At 40.8% G+C, this 19,228-nt stretch carries 20 protein-coding genes; 9 read left to right on the top strand and 11 right to left on the bottom strand.

Features of this window, described 5'->3' with window-relative positions; all coding sequences use genetic code 11:
- The first annotated feature begins 12 nt into the window (after nt 1-12).
- Together ABN080_RS14900 and ABN080_RS14895 are read left to right on the top strand one after the other, a co-directional pair.
- The gene (locus ABN080_RS14900) at nt 13-243 is read left to right on the top strand and encodes a FeoC-like transcriptional regulator (RefSeq protein ID WP_072068859.1); all 231 of its coding nucleotides are present in this window, start codon (nt 13-15) and stop codon (nt 241-243) included.
- A 181-nt stretch (nt 244-424) separates the two neighbouring features.
- Complete coding sequence (locus ABN080_RS14895) at nt 425-883, top strand: OsmC family protein (protein ID WP_072068860.1); 459 nt, start codon at nt 425-427, stop codon at nt 881-883.
- Nucleotides 884-927: 44 nt separating this feature from the next.
- Here ABN080_RS14895 and bioH read toward each other — a convergent pair whose 3' ends face one another.
- Nucleotides 928-1,698 carry a pimeloyl-ACP methyl ester esterase BioH gene (gene bioH, locus ABN080_RS14890; protein WP_349441413.1) on the bottom strand — a complete coding sequence of 257 codons (771 nt, stop codon included), beginning with the start codon at nt 1,696-1,698 and terminating at the stop codon, nt 928-930.
- A 36-nt stretch (nt 1,699-1,734) separates the two neighbouring features.
- Here bioH and gntX point away from each other — a divergent pair, with 36 nt between their 5' ends.
- The 6 genes from gntX to glpD all read left to right on the top strand — a co-directional run bounded on the left by gntX (nt 1,735) and on the right by glpD (nt 7,009).
- Complete coding sequence (gene gntX / locus ABN080_RS14885) at nt 1,735-2,427, top strand: DNA utilization protein GntX (RefSeq protein WP_196554402.1); 693 nt, start codon at nt 1,735-1,737, stop codon at nt 2,425-2,427.
- A 60-nt stretch (nt 2,428-2,487) separates the two neighbouring features.
- Nucleotides 2,488-3,066 (top strand): Fe-S biogenesis protein NfuA, encoded by a 579-nt coding sequence (nfuA, locus tag ABN080_RS14880; RefSeq protein WP_072068863.1) that lies wholly within the window; start codon nt 2,488-2,490, stop codon nt 3,064-3,066.
- Nucleotides 3,067-3,245: 179 nt separating this feature from the next.
- A complete protein-coding gene (gene glpE, locus ABN080_RS14875) occupies nt 3,246-3,572 on the top strand; it encodes a thiosulfate sulfurtransferase GlpE (RefSeq protein WP_072068864.1) in 327 nt (108 codons plus the stop codon).
- A 19-nt stretch (nt 3,573-3,591) separates the two neighbouring features.
- A complete protein-coding gene (gene glpG, locus ABN080_RS14870) occupies nt 3,592-4,431 on the top strand; it encodes a rhomboid family intramembrane serine protease GlpG (protein ID WP_196554403.1) in 840 nt (279 codons plus the stop codon).
- Nucleotides 4,432-4,469: 38 nt separating this feature from the next.
- Nucleotides 4,470-5,228: a DeoR/GlpR family transcriptional regulator gene (locus ABN080_RS14865; RefSeq protein ID WP_006534541.1), complete on the top strand. Its 759-nt coding sequence runs from the start codon at nt 4,470-4,472 to the stop codon at nt 5,226-5,228.
- A 287-nt stretch (nt 5,229-5,515) separates the two neighbouring features.
- A complete protein-coding gene (gene glpD, locus ABN080_RS14860) occupies nt 5,516-7,009 on the top strand; it encodes a glycerol-3-phosphate dehydrogenase (protein ID WP_349441411.1) in 1,494 nt (497 codons plus the stop codon).
- Nucleotides 7,010-7,132: 123 nt separating this feature from the next.
- On the opposite strand, the gene ABN080_RS14855 is transcribed toward glpD, so the two are convergent.
- Nucleotides 7,133-7,486 (bottom strand): DUF488 domain-containing protein, encoded by a 354-nt coding sequence (locus tag ABN080_RS14855; RefSeq protein WP_196554405.1) that lies wholly within the window; start codon nt 7,484-7,486, stop codon nt 7,133-7,135.
- A 277-nt stretch (nt 7,487-7,763) separates the two neighbouring features.
- On the opposite strand from ABN080_RS14855, the gene metF reads away from it, so the two are divergent.
- On the top strand, nt 7,764-8,663 hold the full coding sequence (metF, locus tag ABN080_RS14850) for a methylenetetrahydrofolate reductase (protein ID WP_072068868.1): 900 nt from the start codon (nt 7,764-7,766) through the stop codon (nt 8,661-8,663).
- 47 nt (nt 8,664-8,710) lie between these two features.
- On the opposite strand, the gene ABN080_RS14845 is transcribed toward metF, so the two are convergent.
- The 9 genes from ABN080_RS14845 to ABN080_RS14805 form a co-directional block, all read right to left on the bottom strand.
- Nucleotides 8,711-9,301: a DUF4291 domain-containing protein gene (locus tag ABN080_RS14845; RefSeq protein WP_349441409.1), complete on the bottom strand. Its 591-nt coding sequence runs from the start codon at nt 9,299-9,301 to the stop codon at nt 8,711-8,713.
- A 256-nt stretch (nt 9,302-9,557) separates the two neighbouring features.
- Nucleotides 9,558-10,562: a LacI family DNA-binding transcriptional regulator gene (locus ABN080_RS14840; RefSeq protein ID WP_340894274.1), complete on the bottom strand. Its 1,005-nt coding sequence runs from the start codon at nt 10,560-10,562 to the stop codon at nt 9,558-9,560.
- Between the two features lie 54 nt (nt 10,563-10,616).
- Nucleotides 10,617-12,134, bottom strand: a complete 1,518-nt coding sequence (locus tag ABN080_RS14835; protein ID WP_072068871.1) for a tripartite tricarboxylate transporter permease — start codon at nt 12,132-12,134, stop codon at nt 10,617-10,619.
- Between the two features lie 19 nt (nt 12,135-12,153).
- Nucleotides 12,154-12,615 carry a tripartite tricarboxylate transporter TctB family protein gene (locus ABN080_RS14830; RefSeq protein ID WP_072068872.1) on the bottom strand — a complete coding sequence of 154 codons (462 nt, stop codon included), beginning with the start codon at nt 12,613-12,615 and terminating at the stop codon, nt 12,154-12,156.
- A 61-nt stretch (nt 12,616-12,676) separates the two neighbouring features.
- A complete protein-coding gene (locus tag ABN080_RS14825) occupies nt 12,677-13,651 on the bottom strand; it encodes a tripartite tricarboxylate transporter substrate binding protein (RefSeq protein ID WP_231619347.1) in 975 nt (324 codons plus the stop codon).
- Between the two features lie 20 nt (nt 13,652-13,671).
- A complete protein-coding gene (locus tag ABN080_RS14820) occupies nt 13,672-14,724 on the bottom strand; it encodes a sialidase family protein (protein WP_349441406.1) in 1,053 nt (350 codons plus the stop codon).
- Between the two features lie 22 nt (nt 14,725-14,746).
- Nucleotides 14,747-15,676, bottom strand: coding sequence for a dihydrodipicolinate synthase family protein (locus ABN080_RS14815; protein WP_072068875.1), 930 nt, complete (start codon nt 15,674-15,676; stop codon nt 14,747-14,749).
- 10 nt (nt 15,677-15,686) lie between these two features.
- The gene (locus ABN080_RS14810; protein ID WP_072068876.1) at nt 15,687-17,333 is read right to left on the bottom strand and encodes a signal transduction protein; all 1,647 of its coding nucleotides are present in this window, start codon (nt 17,331-17,333) and stop codon (nt 15,687-15,689) included.
- Nucleotides 17,334-17,383: 50 nt separating this feature from the next.
- A complete protein-coding gene (locus tag ABN080_RS14805; RefSeq protein WP_197269768.1) occupies nt 17,384-18,970 on the bottom strand; it encodes an FGGY-family carbohydrate kinase in 1,587 nt (528 codons plus the stop codon).
- Nucleotides 18,971-19,228: the final 258 nt, after the last annotated feature.

Genomic DNA, 19,228 nt, shown 5'->3' with positions numbered 1-19,228 from the left:
AGGAAAGGTAAGATGGCCAGTTTGATAGAAGTTCGTGATTGTATCGCCCTTAATGGTCGAGCCGATGCCCGTCTTATCAGCCATCAACTCAATATGCCTGAACCGTTGGTACAAGCAATGTTAGAACGGCTCACATTGATGGGTAAGCTTCAAGAAGTAGATGTAGAGGAGTGTCTCACAGGCAGTTGTAAAAGTTGCCCTGAAGCCACTGCCTGCCAGACAAAGCTTTATCAATTAACCTAACAAATTGATAAATGCCATCACAAAAACCCTTACTTTATGTAGGGGTTTTTATCTAATGCTTAAGATGAATCATTTTCATCTTCCTATTTAATGATTTACTTTCCTAACTATCACGGCATAATTCTTTAAATATAGACGTAAAGACGTCTATTGTTATTTCACTTTATAAGAATATAAAATTATGCCAATAACTGAATTTTCATCGACCATTACAACCAGTAAACAAGGTGGATTACAGATGCAATGTGCATCACGCCAGTTTCAATTTTTACTTGATGAACCTATGTCATTAGGTGGAAAAGACAGTGCAATGAATCCTGTTGAAGCATTATTGGGTACATTAGGTGCTTGTAAGGGGATTGTTGCCAAAAGCTTTGCGCGTATGCATAAAATTAATCTCAACGATATTCGCATTGAAGTTAAAGGCGAATTAGATACCGATGGTTTTACGGGAAAAAATAAAGACGCCAAATTAGGCTTTAGTAAAATTACGACACACTTTTTTATTCAAGCTGATAATAGCGAAGAAGAAATTGCTGCATTTATCGCTTTTATTGAACGCACTTGCCCTGTTGCTGACACCATAAAGAATGCCCCTATTTTTGAGACATCTTTTCATCTTGAGAACGTGCTCGTATAAAAAGATTTATCACTGCCCAAATATGGGCAGTTTTTAGCACCCTATCACGTGATATCGCAGACATTCATTAATGCTTGAGCGAATTCATCAGGATGTGAAATAAACGGTGCATGAGCCGCATTACGGAAAATAACAGACGGTGAATGTGGATAAAAAGTATCTAATAATTCGGCCACTTTTCGAGGAACTAAACCATCTAAATAACCGTAAAAACGAATAAAAGGACAACTCAACGTTTTCAATTCTTCTCGTAAATCCTCAGTACGTAGAATTTCTAATCCACCATTAAGCACCTCAACAGAAGGGAGTGGTTGCTCTAATACCACGGATTTTAATGCTTTCATATCTTCACGGGCACTTTGAGTACCCAATGTTTGCAGTGCTAAAAAGCGCTCAACTGTGCGATGAAAATTTTCATTTAACTGCTGTTCAAATCCTTTCAAAACCTCAGGTTTGATGCCCGGCCAAGTATCATGTGCACTAAAGCAAGGAGAAGAAGCTACGGTAATCAACGCTTGTACCTTATTGGGATTATCTAAAACAACACGGCTAGCGACTAATCCACCTAAAGACCACCCTAGCCAAATGGCATTAGCAGGCGCTTTTGCAAAAACAATCTCTGCCATTTCTTTTAATGTGAGTGCTGAAAATCCTTGGCTACGCCCATAACCCGGTAAATCAACAAGATGAAGTGTAAAATGCGAGGTTAATCTCGGTATTAATGATTGCCACACCTGCGCATTCAGCCCCCATCCGTGTAGTAGCACAAGATCTGTTTTTCCTTCACCGATTGTCTGCCAATACAGTTTATTCATTGTTATGCTCTCTTCTCTTTTACAAGGATGTTCATTATGTGGATAACAATAGCAGGATATTGTTGGCTATGTCGTCAACCCTTAGATTATGATACTAAAGGTATTTGTTCGAGTTGTATTCGACATCTACCAAAACAACAAAATCGATGCCCTTGTTGCTTATATCCTTCTCATCATTCTATGATGTTGTGCGGGCGTTGCTTACAATCACCCCCACTATGGAAACAGATGTTGACAGTCACCGACTATCAACCGCCATTAAATAAATTATTACACCTTTATAAATACCAACCTCGCCCTCAAATAGCTTTATGTCTTGCACGACTTTTTCTATTGCGATGGCTTTCACATCGGCGAGAAAATTTGGTGCAGAAACCTGACAGAATTATTAGCGTTCCTTTACATCGTCATCGCCGTTGGTCTAGAGGCTTTGAGCAAGTAGAAGCTATCGCTAAGCCTTTGGCAAGATGGCTAAATTGTGCTTATCAACCGAATACCCTGATAAGAACTCGTGCTACACTGGTGCAAACGCATCTTAATGCCAAGCAAAGGCAACAAAATTTAAAACATGCATTTGTATTAAATAACACAGTGTCGGTATCAGGGAAAAATCTGGCACTAATTGATGATGTTATCACTACAGGTGCGACATTAAATTCCATCGTACCCTTGTTATTTCGTGCGGGAGCACGCTCTGTTGAGGTATGGGCGATTTGTCGAACCTTGTAGTTAACCGCCAATTGGGCGTATGATAACCAACCAGAACAGTCAACTATTGAGCAAGACGATATGATTATTATTACTGATGCCGCACAGGCGCATTTTGCCAAACTACTGGCTAACCAAGAACCCAACACCCAAATTCGTGTATTCGTTATCAATCCAGGCACACCTAATGCTGAATGTGGCGTTTCATACTGCCCACCTGATGCCGTAGAGCCAAACGATACTGAAATTAAGTTCGAAAAACTTTCTGCGTATGTTGATGACATCAGCGCACCTTTCTTAGAAGATGCTGAAATTGATTTTGTCACTGACCAACTAGGCTCACAATTAACCCTAAAAGCACCTAACGCGAAAATGCGTAAAGTTGATGCTGATGCACCATTAATTGAGCGTGTTGAATACGTGTTGCAGTCACAAATTAACCCTCAATTAGCGGGTCATGGTGGTCGCGTGAGTCTGATGGAAATCACTGAAGATGGCTATGCTATCTTACAATTCGGTGGTGGTTGTAACGGTTGTTCAATGATTGATGTCACTTTAAAAGATGGCATCGAGAAAGAACTATTAAACCTGTTCCCTAATGAATTAAAAGGTGTGAAAGACTTAACTGAGCACCAACGTGGCGAACACTCCTACTACTGATCCTTCAGTATCAAATCCCCTATGATATTCACCTGCACTGATATCATGGGGGATTTTTATATTAAAATAATCATTTACAAAGAGTTACGTTATCTTTACCCATTTGACGTTATGATAAATGTGTCGTTCTCTCGCTCAGAACAAATAAATTAATTAACAATATAATAAATAAGACAATTATGGATAAGTTTCAATTTCTTAGCATTGAACAAGCTTATCAATTCTGGGTATCTCAATCGGCTATTTTAGTCGATGTGAGAGATCCTCAGAGTTATCGCTTTGGTCATGCGACAAATGCATTTCATCTCACCAATGAAACGCTAAATCAATTTTTACAAAATGCTGACTTTGATGTTCCTGTTATGGTGATGTGCTATCACGGCCACAGCAGTCAAGGGGCAGCTCAATATCTGGTTAATATGGGCTTTGAAACCGTTTATAGTATTAATGGTGGTTTTGAAGCATGGCAAAGAGAGTTTCCACAAGCGATAACGTCTCTGCAATAACGACGGATGAGTTTTGTCAATGATCCACATTATTACGCTTTCTAACCCTCAAGCTGCTGATTTATTTGTCAATTACATGGCAACAAAAGGTGTGCGAATTCACGCAAAAAATGAGAATCAGCAAATCTCACTTTGGTTAGAAGACCAACATCAGTTAGAAATGGTTGAAAAAGAACTTAACACGTTCCTACGTGAGCCCTTTCATCCGCGCTATCAAGCCGCAAGTTGGCAAACCGGCAATCCGCAAAATACGGGTATAAAATATCGTCCAGCTTTTTCGGTAAAAAATATGGTACAGCGTTCAGGCCCGTTAACGGTACTGGTGATTATTTTATGTATCCTCGTTTTTATCTGGCAACAAGTGGTTGGTGACTATGATGTCATGCTCCATTTAGCATGGCCTTATGAAGAGAGCTTAAACCTTGAAGTTTGGCGCTATATTACTCCAGCATTTATTCATTTTTCACTGATGCATATCGCCTTTAACCTTGCTATGTGGTGGTATCTCGCAAGTCAAACAGAGCAGCGATTAGGTACCAGTAAATTATTTGTGATCATGCTCGTTTCTGCGCTCTTTAGTAATTGGGCACAATCCTTGTTTACAGATTCCAACTTTGGTGGGCTTTCTGGTGTTGTTTACGCATTAATTGGCTATGTTGGTTTAACCGGAATACGTAATCCTGAAAAAGGTATTGGCGCCCCAACAGGTTTAATCGTCTTTTCAATTTTATGGATTGTTGCAGGTTATATGGGCGTTTTAGGTGACTCTATCGGAAATGCTGCACATTTTGCAGGCTTCCTTATCGGCTTATTGATGGCTTTGTGGGATAATCGACATCAATTATCTCGTAGATCATAATAAAATTAACATGATATTTTTAACATTAGGGGACACCTGTGAAGCAAACGCAACGACATGATGCCATCATTGAACTGGTACGCCTACAGGGCTATGTCAGCACTGAAGAGTTGGTGGAACATTTTGAAGTCAGCCCACAGACCATCCGACGTGATTTAAATGAATTAGCGGAAAAGAACAAAATCCAACGTCATCACGGTGGTGCCGCATTACCTTCAAGTTCTGTGAATACCGCTTATCATGATCGTAAAATTATGTGGTCTGATGAAAAATCACGGATTGCGCAACGCGTGGCGAGTTTAATTCCTGATGGTGCAACACTATTTATTGATATTGGTACAACGCCTGAAGCCGTAGCACATGCACTTATTAACCATAAGAACCTCCGTATAGTAACTAACAACCTTAATGTAGCAACATTACTGATGGGCAAAGAAGACTTTCGTTTGATCCTTGCAGGTGGTGAAGTGCGTACACGAGATGGAGGGATTGTCGGTGAAGCTACACTTGATTTTATCTCTCAATTCCGTCTTGATTACGGTATTTTAGGGATAAGTGGTATTGATATGGATGGCTCATTGCTTGAGTTTGATTACCACGAAGTTCGCACTAAACGCGCAATTATCGAAAATTCGCGCTGTGTTATGTTAGTGACTGACCATTCTAAATTTGGTCGTAATGCGATGGTAAATTTAGGCAATATGAATCTGATCGATTACTTATTTACCGATCAAGAACCACCAGCGGGGATACAAAAAATTGTCGAACAACACAACGTTCAACTCGAATTATGTTAATTGAATAAACTCCCTCGAAAAGTACCTTTTTAGGTACTTTTTTTTATCAATTCACCATCAAACTCAATTAACTCCTTCTATTTCTTCTCTTTTTTATTAATACATTAACAATGTTGCTTATTTTCAATAAGCCCACAAATTATGTGGATATGATAATAAATTGTTATCCATATCACGCGGTTATGTTTTTTATCAGTTATATAGTTGGCATTTTCATCAAACTTCATTACAATTATGAGCGAAAACGAACATTAAAGAATTGTTTCGCGCATTCGTAGGAGGATGTTATGAAAACTCAAGACTTGATTGTCATCGGCGGCGGAATAAACGGCGCTGGAATTGCGGCGGATGCAGCTGGCCGAGGCCTTTCAGTACTTATGCTGGAAGCTCAAGACTTAGCAAGTGCGACATCTTCCGCGAGCTCTAAACTTATTCATGGTGGCTTACGTTATCTAGAACACTACGAATTCCGCTTAGTAAGCGAAGCATTGGCAGAGCGTGAAGTGTTATTACGCTTAGCGCCACATATCGCATTTCCAATGCGCTTTCGCCTACCACACCAACCACACTTACGCCCAGCTTGGATGATCCGTATTGGTCTGTTCCTTTATGATCATTTAGGAAAACGAGTAAGCCTACCAAGCAGTAAAGGTATTAAATTTGGTGCAAACTCTGTTTTAAAACCAGAATTAACACGCGGTTTTGAATATTCAGACTGTTGGGTTGATGATGCACGTTTAGTGGTACTCAACGCACAAGAAATCGTCCGTCGTGGTGGTGAAGTGCGCACACGCACAAAAGTCACCCGCGCTTGGCGTGAAAATAATTTATGGATGGTAGAAGCAAAAGATTTACGCACAGGTGAAACATCGCTCTACCAAGCCAAAGCCTTAGTAAACGCAGCAGGTCCTTGGGTTAAAACCTTATTTGATGAAGGCTTAAAACTGAAATCACCTTATGGTATCCGTTTAATTAAAGGTAGCCATATCGTTATTCCTCGTGCTCATAACGAACCACAAGCTTATATTTTACAAAACGAAGATAACCGTATTGTTTTCGTTATTCCTTGGATGGATGAGTTCTCTATCATTGGTACTACGGATGTTGAATATAAAGGCGATCCTAAAGATGTCGCTATCGATGACAACGAAATTCAGTATTTACTGAAAGTCTATAACGATCACTTTAAAAAGCAGTTAACTAAAGAAGATGTGGTATGGGATTACTCTGGCGTACGTCCATTATGTGACGACGAATCAGATTCACCACAAGCAATTACCCGTGACTACACCTTAGATGTTCATGATGATAATGGTCAAACACCACTGTTATCTGTATTTGGTGGTAAATTAACGACTTATCGTAAATTAGGTGAGCACGCTGTTGATAAACTTGTTGCTTACTTCCCTAACATGGGTAAACCGTGGACTAAAAATGGTCAATTACCAGGCGGTAATTTAGAAGGTTGTGATCGTGATGGTTATTCACGTTTAATTCGCCAACGTCATCCTTGGTTACCAGAAGCACTGGCACTGCGTTTTGCCCGTACTTATGGTAGCAACACCGAATTACTGCTTGAAGGCATTACTGATTTAGCAGGCATGGGTGAAAACTTCGGTCATAATCTGTATGAAGCAGAATTACGTTATTTAGTAAAACATGAGTGGGTTATTGAAGTGGATGATGCTATTTGGCGTCGTACTAAACTCGGCATGTGGCTAAATGACGAGCAAAAACAACGTATTAGTCAATGGCTATTGGCAAATACACACACTGTATAAGAGTAATAAAAATATTCTCTGACTCTGTTCGATGTTTTTATTAGCAATTTTTGTGGCGCCTAATACCGCGCCACTTTTTTTCTTTTTTCACAGTAAAAAAATCAATATATAACCTGTTGATGCCTATTTAAGCTGTTTTTCCAAAAAGGCTTTTAATACTGTCGCATTATTTTGTTGCTTATCTTTACCTGAATAAAGTAATACCAACGGTTGCTCTTTCGCTATTGCGACAAGCAATTGCCAATGTTCAGGCGCAGCTATTAATTCTTGCGTATAACGTTGCGTGAATTCAGTAAAATCCCCTCCACCACCATGAAACCATTTTCGTAATTCAGTCGAAGGCGCAACACCTTTATTCCATTCATCATAATGAAAATCTGTCTTTTTCACCCCTCTTGGCCAGAGCCTATCGACTAACACACGATAACCTTCATGCTCACCATCTTTATCATCATAAACACGTTTACAGGTGATCATTTCGCCTCCCATCAATACGTTAGTTAGTTTTATTGTAGAAGAAAAATGAGAAAATTAACCCCTCAATATACTCACTTTCATCATAGAGTCGCTTTCAACATGAAATTCCCTCTCCTTTTGATTGAATTATCCTCATCAAAAATAGGGCGAATAGTTGTTGACTAAATAACCTAATTAAGAGAGTCTACATCTAGACGTCTAAATGGTTAGATGGGCAAATAAGTAGTGATACTTAAATAAAAATAACAACACAGTGAAAGATTGATGAGGTACAGGTATGAGCTTTTATCACGCAAGCCAACATGAAGCGCTTAACCAAAATCTTGCTGAATTAGATGGCCAGATCCAAGTTTCATTTGAATTTTTTCCTCCTCGTACCGAAGAGATGGAAAATATCCTTTGGCAATCTCTTGCGCGTTTAAATACCTTAAAACCGAGCTTTGTTTCTGTGACCTATGGTGCAAACTCAGGAGAGCGTGATAGAACACACTCTATTATTAAAGGAATAAAAGAACGCACAGGATTAGAAGCAGCACCACACTTAACTTGTGTTGATGCAAGCCGTGAAGAACTCCAGCATATCGCACAAGATTATTGGCAAAGTGGTATTCGTCATATTGTCGCTTTACGCGGAGACTTGCCCGATAACACACAAAAGCCAGAAATGTACGCCACTGACTTAGTCCATTTACTCAAAGGCGTAGGTAATTTCGATATTTCTGTTGCCGCTTATCCAGAAGTGCACCCTGAAGCAAAAAGTGCACAAGCGGATTTAATTAACTTAAAAAGAAAAGTAGATGCGGGAGCAAATCGTGCCATCACTCAGTTTTTCTTTGATGTAGAAAGTTACTTACGTTTTCGTGATCGCTGTGTTTCAACAGGGATTGATGTGGAAATTGTACCAGGTATTCTGCCTGTAACTAATTTTAAACAGCTAAAACGCTTTGCGGGTTTAACCAATGTAAAAATTCCGGGATGGATGAATAAAATGTTTGATGGATTGGAGAATGATCCTGAAACCCGTAGTCTGGTAGGTGCATCAATTGCAATTGATATGGTGAAAATTTTAAGTCGTGAAGGGGTAAAAGATTTTCACTTTTATACGCTTAATCGTTCAGAATTAACTTATGCTATTTGCCACACGCTGGGTGTTCGTCCTGAACTTGTTAGAGCATGAATTGACACAATTACCCCGCCAATAAAGCGGGGTGACATTCTGATGAATTATTCACCAAAGTGATATAGTTTTTCTGCTGGCAATAGGCTGTATGCGGTATCGAGATCACCATTAGCAATACAAGCATCTATTTTATGTACCTTATCGGTAATATCCGTAATATTCACAATCCACTCTTTACAATATTTTTCAACTGCTTGATTTCGCAAACCAATTTGGATGGTGCGATAACTGAGCCGATTAAGATAAATATCACGTTCAGGATCCCACTGAATGCGGATATTACTGGTTTCTGACGCTTCTTTCCAAGCTTCAGCGCTAGTATAGCGGTCTGGGTCAAAATGACTCACAACTCCTTGAGTCAGCATCTCTTGAAAGCCTTCATGCGTAATATCAACCGCAAGAATAGAAGCTTGATTAGCGTCTTTACGTCCCCAACCAGAACGGTACATCATCCAAAGAAAGGAAGGTTTTACCCAAGTCATACGGGTCATACTAAAAGGGGGCGAAACAAATGTTCCGTTTGCGACTGCGCTCTGAGCAATAGTATTAGAATAGGCTTGATAAACACGAACAAAATCATTCGTATAATATGCCCTTACTTCACACTCAGGACATCGGTCAACATCATCGTTCATCTTTCTTTAATATCCTTTTATATTAATAAAATGGAACTATCCGCTTAAATTATGAGCCTCTGATCGCAGATAATCAAGAGCCCTTATTTTTGTTAAAGCTCTATCAATAGAGTAGCGCGCATTTATAAAAGTAAAAAAAAGAATAACAATAAAACGAGCAGACTAATGTTCCTATTGTGTTTTATTTATACAGTGATGAGTCAATTAAATCGCTTATTCGCCTCACTTTGTGAGTAGATTAGCAAGATTAATTGACTCACTGGGTAGAAATTAGGCGCTCGATAAGCTGTGTTTTTATTAATGCAGGGGATTTAACTGTAGTGCCTGCTATCTTTGCAGACATGATTTCAAAGGCTTTTTCGACCAATAAAGCCTCATTTTGCTTCATTGACCACACGTTATTAGGTAAAAAGCTCAACATCACATGATCATCGAATGTACCAATATGGAGGTGAGCAGGAATAACACCTTCGTGTTGACGAATAACGCTCAATAGACCTTCAAGAATAGGCAGTGATGAGGCAATAAAATGAGTCGGTATTTTCTGATGTTGCTCTAAATACTGTTTCATCATTTGTTCGCCATCTTTGGTCGTATTATGTTCTGCATAAGAGACCGTTACACGGCTATCATCGCCATAATGCCCTTTTATCGCTTGTACATAACCTCGTAAGCGCGCTGCAATCGTGGGCAATAACGCATCTCCCGCAAAAAAATGGATTGGCGCATCTAGCTTTATCATTGCTCTTGTCAGTTGAGCCCCACTGTCGCAGTTATCTGATGCTACACAAATAGCATCACTCACAGAAAAATCTCTATCTAAGAAAACGAGGGGTTTTTGGCGGTGTTTCACATGGTGTAACTGATTTTTTCGGCTGGATGAAACAATAAAAATGCCATCAACATTACGTTCATCCATTGATTTAACAAGTTTATTTTCATTTTTGATATCACCATAGGTACAGCTAATTGTTAGCTGACAACCAATTTGGTGACAATGCATTTCTAATTTTTCAGCCAAAGCAGCAAAAAACGGGTTAGAAAGACGAGGAATAACCAATCCGTAGGTATCTGTTTTATTCAGCTTTAAGCTTCTTGCCGCATGATTGACGGTATAACCAAACACCTCAACATAGTCTGCTATCTTTTTTTGTGTTTTTGCACTGATCCGGTATTGATCACCTTTGCCATTTAATACCAATCTGACTGTGGTAATAGACAAATTCAGGTCATTTGCAATCTGTTCAACTGTTTTTGCCATTAATATTCCATCATTGATATGGTCCTCATCGTAATGATGAGGACCAGTTAACCTTTACTGAGCAGGCTTAGCTCGGCATTTCTTCCACATTGCTTTTAACGAAGGCCCTATAATTGGTAGGATCAACGTCAGTATCGCAATACCTAAGAATGTCGCTGTAATTGGGCGAGTATACAGAATTGATAAGTCGCCCTGAGACATCATTAAAGCACGACGTAAGTTTGATTCAGCCATCGGTCCTAAAATAATCCCGATAACTACAGGAGACATGGAAAAGTCGAGCTTTATCATAATATAAGCTAACAATCCCGCCCCCATCATTACAAACACATCAATGATGCTATGGTTTACAGAATAAGCACCTACACTACACAATACAAAGATAATAGGCACTAATACACGGCGTGGCACATCCATCACTCGAACAAAGAGTTTCATACATAAGAAACCTAAGATACCGAGGAAAATATTCGCCATCATCAAGCCAATAAAGATACTGTTTACTTCAACGGGATTGTCTGTAAAGAGCTGAGGCCCCAATGCCAATCCTTGAACCATAAACGCACCCATAATAATGGCGGTTGCACCATCACCTGGAATACCTAAGGTCATTAACGGCACCATAGTTCCGCCTGTGACGGAGTTTGCACCCGCTTCTGGTGCAGAAACACCTTCTGGTGAACCGTGACCAAACTCTTCAGGGTGTTTAGACCAACGCTTTGCTTCGTTATAAGAGATAAATGATGAAATATCTCCGCCCGTTCCCGGAATTGCACCAATCGTTGTACCAATGGCAGATGAACGAAAATAAGTTGGTAATACACGTTTAAAATCAGCCCATGTTGGTAAGACTCGGTGAATACGTGCGTTAATTTTTTCGTTTTTCTTCTGCTTACGTTCACGGTACTCTTCTTCAAAGCTAATAAGTCCTTGAGAGAAAGCAAACAAACCGACCAAGATAGGAATAAACGAAACACCACCCATTAAATAAACGGTATCAAAGGTAAAACGAGGTCCTGACGTCATCGGATCAAGCCCTATGGTCGCAATCGCTAAACCAATTGCTCCCCCCATTAATCCTTTCACAATCGATTGCGATGATACACTGGTAATAATACTTATGCCAAATACTGCGAGCGCGAAATACTCAGCTGCGGAGAAACCTGTTGCTACTTTTGCCAATTGAGGTGCAATCACAATCAAGGCAATCGTACTAAAGATCCCTCCAAACATGGAGCCCATTGTGGATAACCCCAGTGCCCGCCCCGCTTCACCTTTTTTCGCCATTGGATAACCATCCAAGACTGTTGCAGCAGAGGCCGGAGTACCTGGTGTACTAATCAATATCGCGGTAATTGAGCCACCATAAACGGCACCACAATACATTCCTAGCAGGAGTAATATCCCTGTCATTCCTTGGAAGGAGTATGTTAATGGGAGTAGCAATGCAATTCCCATATTCACTGTTAAGCCAGGTAATGCACCGATAATAATACCCGCGAATACCCCTAACAGGATCATCGTTATCGTTTCCAGACTGAAAACGACCATTAAAGCGTCTAATATTTCCATCTCAAAGCTCCTTTACCGCTTACTCAAAAAAGACGGAGGTTGGCAGAGGTGAATTAAAGATAATGTCAAAGAAGACATAAACGGCGGCGACCATCACGACGGGAATAACGACCAACGCGATAGGTTTTCTTTCATTCATCAGCCACATAATGACCGGGATAAGAAGCAATGACGGAATAATAAAACCAAAAAAATGTAAACCCGCGGCATAGACCAACATAAAGATGCCTAAACCATAAGCGCGTTTAACTGCGGTAGAACTTAGGTCAACAGACTTGTGCACGTGTTTGATTTTATCAACCACAATACTAATCCATTGAAAAATCCCCAGTAAAATAAATAAGATGGCTAAACCGTAAGGCCAAAAACGTTCCCCTGGTACACCATAATCATCAAACATGCTCATATCACGGGAGAGATAGATAATAAGTGCCCCGAAAGCCACTGAAATCGCACCGATGATTGTATTGATTTTTGTCATGTCGGGATCTCCCCGACCCTACCTGCCGTAACAGGTAGGGTGGTTTATAATAATAGAAAAGTTATTTTTTCAGGGTTGTTGAAATTAACTCAGCATACATCTCGTGGTCTTCTTTCATCATTTGGTAAGCATCGTCACCAGTGATAAATACAGGCATAATACCTTGTTTTTTCAGTGCTTCTTGATATGCAGGTTTTTGAACCACTTCAGAGAATGCATCCACTAACTCTTTCTTCACGTTATCAGGTACATTAGCGGTTGTTGCTAATACAGCCCAAGCACGCATTTTTACGTTAGTGTCTAATTTCAGTGCTTCTTTGAAAGTTGGTACAGCTGGGAATAATGGGAAACGACGTTCATCCATTACACCAAGAACACGTAAAATACCTGCATCAACTTGAGATTTAACCGCACCTGGTGTGGTTAATACGCCATCAATATGGTTACCTACTAATGCTGCGATTGAAGGACCTGTACCTTCGTTATAAGGGATGTGATTAAATTTAGTGCCAGTAGTACGCTCGATATTAACACCAGCTAAGTGATAAATAGCACCCATACCAGAATTACCTACTTTCAGTTTACCCGGATTCGCTTTCGCGCCATCGATAAACTCTTGTAACGTGGTGTAAGGTGATTCGGCATTAACAACTAATACCACAGGATCGGCAATGGTTGTTGCGATTGGGGTAAAGTCTTTATAAGTAACCGGTGATTTCCCTTGGTGTGGGAACATCGCCAACTCAACAGTTGTCATCACTAATTTTGTGCCATCTGGGCGCGCATTAGCAACTTCAATCAGACCAGTTAAACCATTACCAGCAGGCTTATTCACAGGAACGAAGATACGTCCAGCTGGCATCACATCTTTTGCAAATTCAATGATAGTACGAGCAGATGTATCAGTACCACCACCCGGATTTTTCGGGATGACAACATCAATATTTTTTGTAGGATACGTTAACTGTTGGGCAACTGCATTCCCCATGCCCAGTGTCATCGTAATCGCCAACGCTGCGAGTAGACTCTTTTTCATAAAACCCTTTCTCCACATTTTTATTGAGTAGCCATTAATTGCTGATAAACAATGTTTTTTCGATTCCAAGTAAAGGTCACGTGTAGGGTATTGTTTTCAGCAATAATAGCCGGATATGAAAATTCGCCTTCCCCATCGAGTAAATCGAATGGTTCAGACCAAGTACTGCCATTATCGGATGAAAGACTGACAGAGATAGGATAACGACGGCTCCAGTTACCTGAATTCGGGTTATACACCAATGCCAGTTGACCATCTGCGAAGGAGACGACATCAATGCCGCTATTATTATTTGGTAATATTGTTGCATAAGCCGGACACCAACTGCGCCCATAATCCGTTGAATCGCTACGATAAATAGTACCGCGCGTACTCCGCATCATGGCATGCACATGCCCTGGCTGGGATTCCCATAGTGTTGGCTGTATCACGCCATCCCATTGAAAAACGCGTTGTAGATCAGTCTCCCATAAGGCATCGTCCTTTAAACCTTGCCAAATTTCATGTTCCGCCAGCTCACCTTTATGGTGTTCAATCGGAATATCCACTCGCAACCAGTGCTGACCGTTGTCACTCGATATATCAACAAACGAATCCCAAAATTGGTCATCCTCAACCGATCCTGGTGCCAGCCACTCGCCATTCGACATCACTAATACTTTGTTCTTCACAGGACCTCTAGGTGCTACATCACCAGAAACCAATTCACTCGGTAAACCCCAGCTATTTCCGCCATCCTTCGAGATAACGTATTGGGTCGTCCAACTATGTACATCGGGACCCGTTTTATAAAACAGCCAGATATTACCTGTTGATGGGTCAACATGTAAAACTGGATTCCAGTGCGCAACACCCGGATTTTTAACAACAGGTTGAGCGTGTTGCCAATGATCGCCCTCTTTTATCGCTAGCCAGATAGCAGTATTACCACTACCTTCTTTATCACCAGCAAAAAAAGCGGTTAACAAACGCTCAGAGTTAGGCACACGCGCAATCGTTGAAGCATGGCAGTGATTAAAAAGTGAATGTGCGTTATCAAGCACAAACTGGGTTTCCTTCATCACGAAAGGCATATTCCTACTCCTGTGTCCTAAATTAATCTAACGAAAGCCATTTTTTCATGTTTTCACCTAATGCAGTCATGCTATTGACGGCAGAAGGGAAAAATGAGTTTTCAAACTGACTGCTATTACGGGAACGGCAGACCAGAGTGCTGAAGTTACCAATTAGGCGCTGATGATATTTAGCGCATGCTGGATAATCCAGTGTTTCGGTCATTGCTGCTGTTGATAAATAATCAGCTAATACTGCAGCCTGCTCAGGTTTATCCTTCCAATTTTCATAAAGCCAAACATAAAGCTCTGGATGGAAGTTAGCCATAACACCGCTATATGCCTGACATCCCGCTTGGAATGATGCTAATAACGTTTGACTGTTCGCATTGGCTAAGTGCAAGCGAGTTCCTTTTGATAATGCCAAACGGCGCTCTATCATTGGTAAAGAACAGCAGGTATCTTTAATAAAAGTAAAGCGATTACTTTGCGCACACCACTCTACAATCTCTTCAGATAACAAGCGTTTGTAAGGATGAGGACATTCATAAATACCTAAATCAATCTCTTTCGGTACCACATTGGTTAAGACTTGCAGTGTTTCCAGCGCTTTATCATCTGACTCACCAACAAGCGCTAAGCGATTACTGATCATAATGACGCCATCGACACCTGTACCTGCCATTGCCTGCAATTGTTCTTTTTGCTGACTTAATGCGGTTGCAGTATGACCAGAAGCCACTACAGGTACTCTTCCATCTGCTTTTTCAACGATAAAGCGAGTAAGTGCTTGAGTTTCATCATCACTTAAATAAAACATTTCGCTTGATTGGCAGGCAGCAAAGAGTCCATGTACACCAGAATCAATATACCAGTCTACAAGACGCTCTAACGACGCCCAATCAATCTCCCCTTTGGCATCAAAGGGAGTTAACATAACAGGCCAAACACCAACGTATTTTTGCTGACTCATCATTAATTCCTTACAGTAGGTTAATGGCATCACCTGCCACTTTTACTTGAATACCTTGAGTCAATGCTTGAGCAACAAAGGCTTTAAGCACAAACGCCAATTTATCTTCATCAATGTAAGCCACCGTAATGTGATTACTTTGATGTCCTGCCATAAGGTCATCACGCGTTACGCCATCTAACGTACAGTTTAATAATGGCCATTCGTAGTTGGTTGCTCTGCGGCGACGTTCAAATTCTGCTTCAGGTAATTCTACCGCCACACCCGTACCAATATGCATAATCACATCAGTACCTTCATAATGTGCACGACCCCATAACAAGCGCCCTGCTTTACCTTGACCTGCGATAGTTGAACCTCCTTTAGGGAAGAACATCGCTGGCTGACGATAACCTGTTGCACCTTTTAAGCCACCTTTGAGGTGTTCAAAAGGAACAGATCCTGAAATCTCCATATCCCAGTAGAATGTTCCTTCGTACTCACTACCCCAACGAATATCATGCAATGTGGTTTCTGCTGGTAATCCTAATGATGTTAATAAACGCCATAACATCGTTTGAGGAATAGCCGTTCCCATATCCACTTCATTGATACAAGGAATTGGCGTGTTAGGGCAGATAATCTCGCCGTTTTCATCTGGTAGTGGGAAACGTGCTGTTGAACCAATAGCACCTTCGGCAAAGTCAGACGCTGGACAACAATCTTTTAAGCCCTGCTGATATTGCACACCCACCGCAGTTAAACCAAAACGTTTTACGAAACGCGCCATTGCAATCATCATGGCGCACTGCTCCATCACCTGCTCACGAGTGAGTTCAGTTTTGTCATCTTGACCAAACATAAACGTCATTCCGTTATCTTCGTACCACTGTAAACATGCCTCTCTTAATTCTGTCGGTACTTTTGCCATTTCGACCAGTAACGCAGATTGAGAAAGGGATTCAATTGGCATACCAATATTGATCATGGCCTGTTGTGGGAAGACCCCGTTAATCATTCCCATACAGAATGTATCGAACAAACCTATTATTTCTTTATTTTTAATTATGTATTCGCCGACTTTACGACCCACTTCGCCAGCTTCTGTCGCCATTACCCTGTGTGTTGGCGCAATATCTGTAAGATAGCTAAGCTTATGATTTACATAGCCATATTTTAACCAAGTGGCTAAGCCATCTACAAAGAATTCATCATCAAACTCTTCTGACCATAAACGTGAATAATTTTTACCTAAACTGGTCATCGTTCCTGCTAAACACAACATTCCTACCAGACCTGGCCATGTACCATCAAAGTTAGCCAGCAGTAAAATAGGACCACGATGGTGTGCTAATGAAGAGGCAATATGGTGTGAATATTGCCATGCCGTTAATAACACGATAACCGGTGCATCAGGATCGATAGCGGCAAACATGTCGCAACCTTCACGCTGACTACTGATAAAACCATGACCGCGAGCTTCATTAATTTCATGAGCACGCTTCATTTTGTAACCTTGGGCTTCTAATGCCGCGGCCAGTTTATCTTCAAATTTTTTCTGTACAGGCCAGCATGTTACGTTTGCAGGCTCACGTAGGTCTGCGTTAGTGACCATCAGGATCTCTTTCTGACCTGCTGTGATGGTTGTCGGTAATTTTGGTAGATTTAAGTTCAACATAAGATATCCCTGGTAAGGTAAACTTGGTTCATAATCGGAAAAATTAGAGGTCAACAATCTGACATCATTTCGTTATAACGCTGCTGATCTTGATACATCTGCAAATAAACTTGATATTTAGCTTGATGGAAGGCAAACGTATCGCTATCTGGTGTGATAATGCCACCTTCTCTCACCATTGCACTGGCAGCTTTTGAGAAATCATCAAAGGCTTTACTGGCTACAGCACCTAGTAATGCCGCCCCTAAATTCACTGCATCTTCTTCTTGTGCTAAATGAATTTCACGACCTGTCGCATTGGCATATTCGCGTAGCCACAATGGATTTTTCGTCGCGCCACCGCACATCACAATACGATTGATTTGATGCCCAGCATCTTCAAGTGTGTCGATAATATGGCGTGTGCCATAAGCAATAGATTGCAGTGTCGCCAGATAATAACGCGCCAATGCAACACGACCACTTTCCAGCGTTAACCCGCTTACCATGCCTTTTGCAGCAGGATTGGCGCGCGGAGAACGATTACCATGATGATCTGCTAAAACATGAAACTGTGTGGTTGGATATTGTTCATTCTCTTCCAATTCAGCGACAGCTTCGTTTAATAAGGCATAGTAGTTAACGCCTTTTTCATTCGCTTCTTGCTCTAATTCAGCCCATGACTCATGACGGCGGATAGACCATTCAACTAACGCACCAGCAGCACTTTGACCACCTTCGTTTAGCCATAATTCGGGTAACATCGCGCCAAAGTAAGGTCCCCAAACACCGGGTACCATAATGGGATATTGGCTCACAATCATGTGACAGTTAGACGTACCGCTGATAATTGCCAAACTTCCTTCAGGTTGTGATGCCGTTAATGCCAAACCACCCGCATGTGCATCAATAATGCCTGAAGCAACAATGACACCCGTGTGCAAGCCAAACGCATTGGCAACCGATTCATCTAAACAACCCGCTTGTTCACCTAATGCCAGAATGGTTTGTGGTACTTTTTCTAATAATTCATCCAAACCTACATCGGCTAACAAACTCTCACTAAATTGTCCCTGATGTGCTAAATAGTTCCATTTACAGGTTAATGTACAGGTACTTGCCACATCTCCTGATGTTGCTTTCCAAACTAAAAAGTCAGCTAAATCAAAGAATCGCCATACTTCTTGATAACGCTCTGGGTAATGATTTTTTAACCACAGAATTTTTGGCAATTCCATTTCAATACTCACTTCACCACCGACATATCGCAGTGAAGGATCATTGGTCAGATTGATGGTGACTGTTTCTTGTACGGCCCGATGATCCATCCACATAATGATATCTTGTTCAGCGTTACCGCTTGGCGAAACCGAAAGTCCTTTACCTTCTTTATCCACAGCGACTAAAGAACAAGTGGCATCAAAACCAATAGATTTCACATGGATAGGATCAATAGCAGATAATGCCACCGACTCTTTTACGGTAGTGCAAACCTGCTGCCAAATATCGGTGGACGATTGCTCAACGAAATCCGTTTTAGGACGGAATTGAGCAATAGGGCGAACAGAAAAGCCTAAACGCTTTCCATTGCTATCAAATACCGCTGCACGGACACTGGCTGAGCCAACATCAACGCCAATAAAATATTGTTGTTCCATGCGAACCCTCATCATTTGCTAACGCTATGCTAATTTTTGCTACTTCGAGTTAGCAAGTTAGTTCGAGCATGACGAAAAAACAATCACAATAAGATTGGTTTGTGATGTAGATCTACATCAATAATTTAATTGATTGATTTTAATCATAATTTATTTATTTCACTTTATTGATAATTAAAATGAAATACTGAATCGATTATGTTCGTTATAAATATTACGAACATTTAATTAATATCTGAGTAAAAATACTTATAAAAA

The organism is Proteus sp. fly-1089 (assembly GCF_040138965.1).
Classification (GTDB): Bacteria; Pseudomonadota; Gammaproteobacteria; order Enterobacterales; family Enterobacteriaceae; genus Proteus; species Proteus vulgaris_B.
This window is presented reverse-complemented; position numbering and strand designations above follow the sequence as displayed.

What these genes read in the sequence shown, in the direction of transcription:
- ABN080_RS14900 (WP_072068859.1), top strand. Translation starts at nt 13, where the DNA reads ATGGCCAGTTTGATAGAAGTTCGTGATTGTATCGCCCTTAATGGTCGA.
- ABN080_RS14895 (WP_072068860.1), top strand. Translation starts at nt 425, where the DNA reads ATGCCAATAACTGAATTTTCATCGACCATTACAACCAGTAAACAAGGT.
- bioH (WP_349441413.1), bottom strand. Translation starts at nt 1,698, where the DNA reads ATGAATAAACTGTATTGGCAGACAATCGGTGAAGGAAAAACAGATCTT.
- gntX (WP_196554402.1), top strand. Translation starts at nt 1,735, where the DNA reads ATGTGGATAACAATAGCAGGATATTGTTGGCTATGTCGTCAACCCTTA.
- nfuA (WP_072068863.1), top strand. Translation starts at nt 2,488, where the DNA reads ATGATTATTATTACTGATGCCGCACAGGCGCATTTTGCCAAACTACTG.
- glpE (WP_072068864.1), top strand. Translation starts at nt 3,246, where the DNA reads ATGGATAAGTTTCAATTTCTTAGCATTGAACAAGCTTATCAATTCTGG.
- glpG (WP_196554403.1), top strand. Translation starts at nt 3,592, where the DNA reads ATGATCCACATTATTACGCTTTCTAACCCTCAAGCTGCTGATTTATTT.
- glpD (WP_349441411.1), top strand. Translation starts at nt 5,516, where the DNA reads ATGAAAACTCAAGACTTGATTGTCATCGGCGGCGGAATAAACGGCGCT.
- ABN080_RS14855 (WP_196554405.1), bottom strand. Translation starts at nt 7,486, where the DNA reads ATGATCACCTGTAAACGTGTTTATGATGATAAAGATGGTGAGCATGAA.
- metF (WP_072068868.1), top strand. Translation starts at nt 7,764, where the DNA reads ATGAGCTTTTATCACGCAAGCCAACATGAAGCGCTTAACCAAAATCTT.
- ABN080_RS14845 (WP_349441409.1), bottom strand. Translation starts at nt 9,301, where the DNA reads ATGAACGATGATGTTGACCGATGTCCTGAGTGTGAAGTAAGGGCATAT.
- ABN080_RS14840 (WP_340894274.1), bottom strand. Translation starts at nt 10,562, where the DNA reads ATGGCAAAAACAGTTGAACAGATTGCAAATGACCTGAATTTGTCTATT.
- ABN080_RS14835 (WP_072068871.1), bottom strand. Translation starts at nt 12,134, where the DNA reads ATGGAAATATTAGACGCTTTAATGGTCGTTTTCAGTCTGGAAACGATA.
- ABN080_RS14830 (WP_072068872.1), bottom strand. Translation starts at nt 12,615, where the DNA reads ATGACAAAAATCAATACAATCATCGGTGCGATTTCAGTGGCTTTCGGG.
- ABN080_RS14825 (WP_231619347.1), bottom strand. Translation starts at nt 13,651, where the DNA reads ATGAAAAAGAGTCTACTCGCAGCGTTGGCGATTACGATGACACTGGGC.
- ABN080_RS14820 (WP_349441406.1), bottom strand. Translation starts at nt 14,724, where the DNA reads ATGCCTTTCGTGATGAAGGAAACCCAGTTTGTGCTTGATAACGCACAT.
- ABN080_RS14815 (WP_072068875.1), bottom strand. Translation starts at nt 15,676, where the DNA reads ATGAGTCAGCAAAAATACGTTGGTGTTTGGCCTGTTATGTTAACTCCC.
- ABN080_RS14810 (WP_072068876.1), bottom strand. Translation starts at nt 17,333, where the DNA reads ATGTTGAACTTAAATCTACCAAAATTACCGACAACCATCACAGCAGGT.
- ABN080_RS14805 (WP_197269768.1), bottom strand. Translation starts at nt 18,970, where the DNA reads ATGGAACAACAATATTTTATTGGCGTTGATGTTGGCTCAGCCAGTGTC.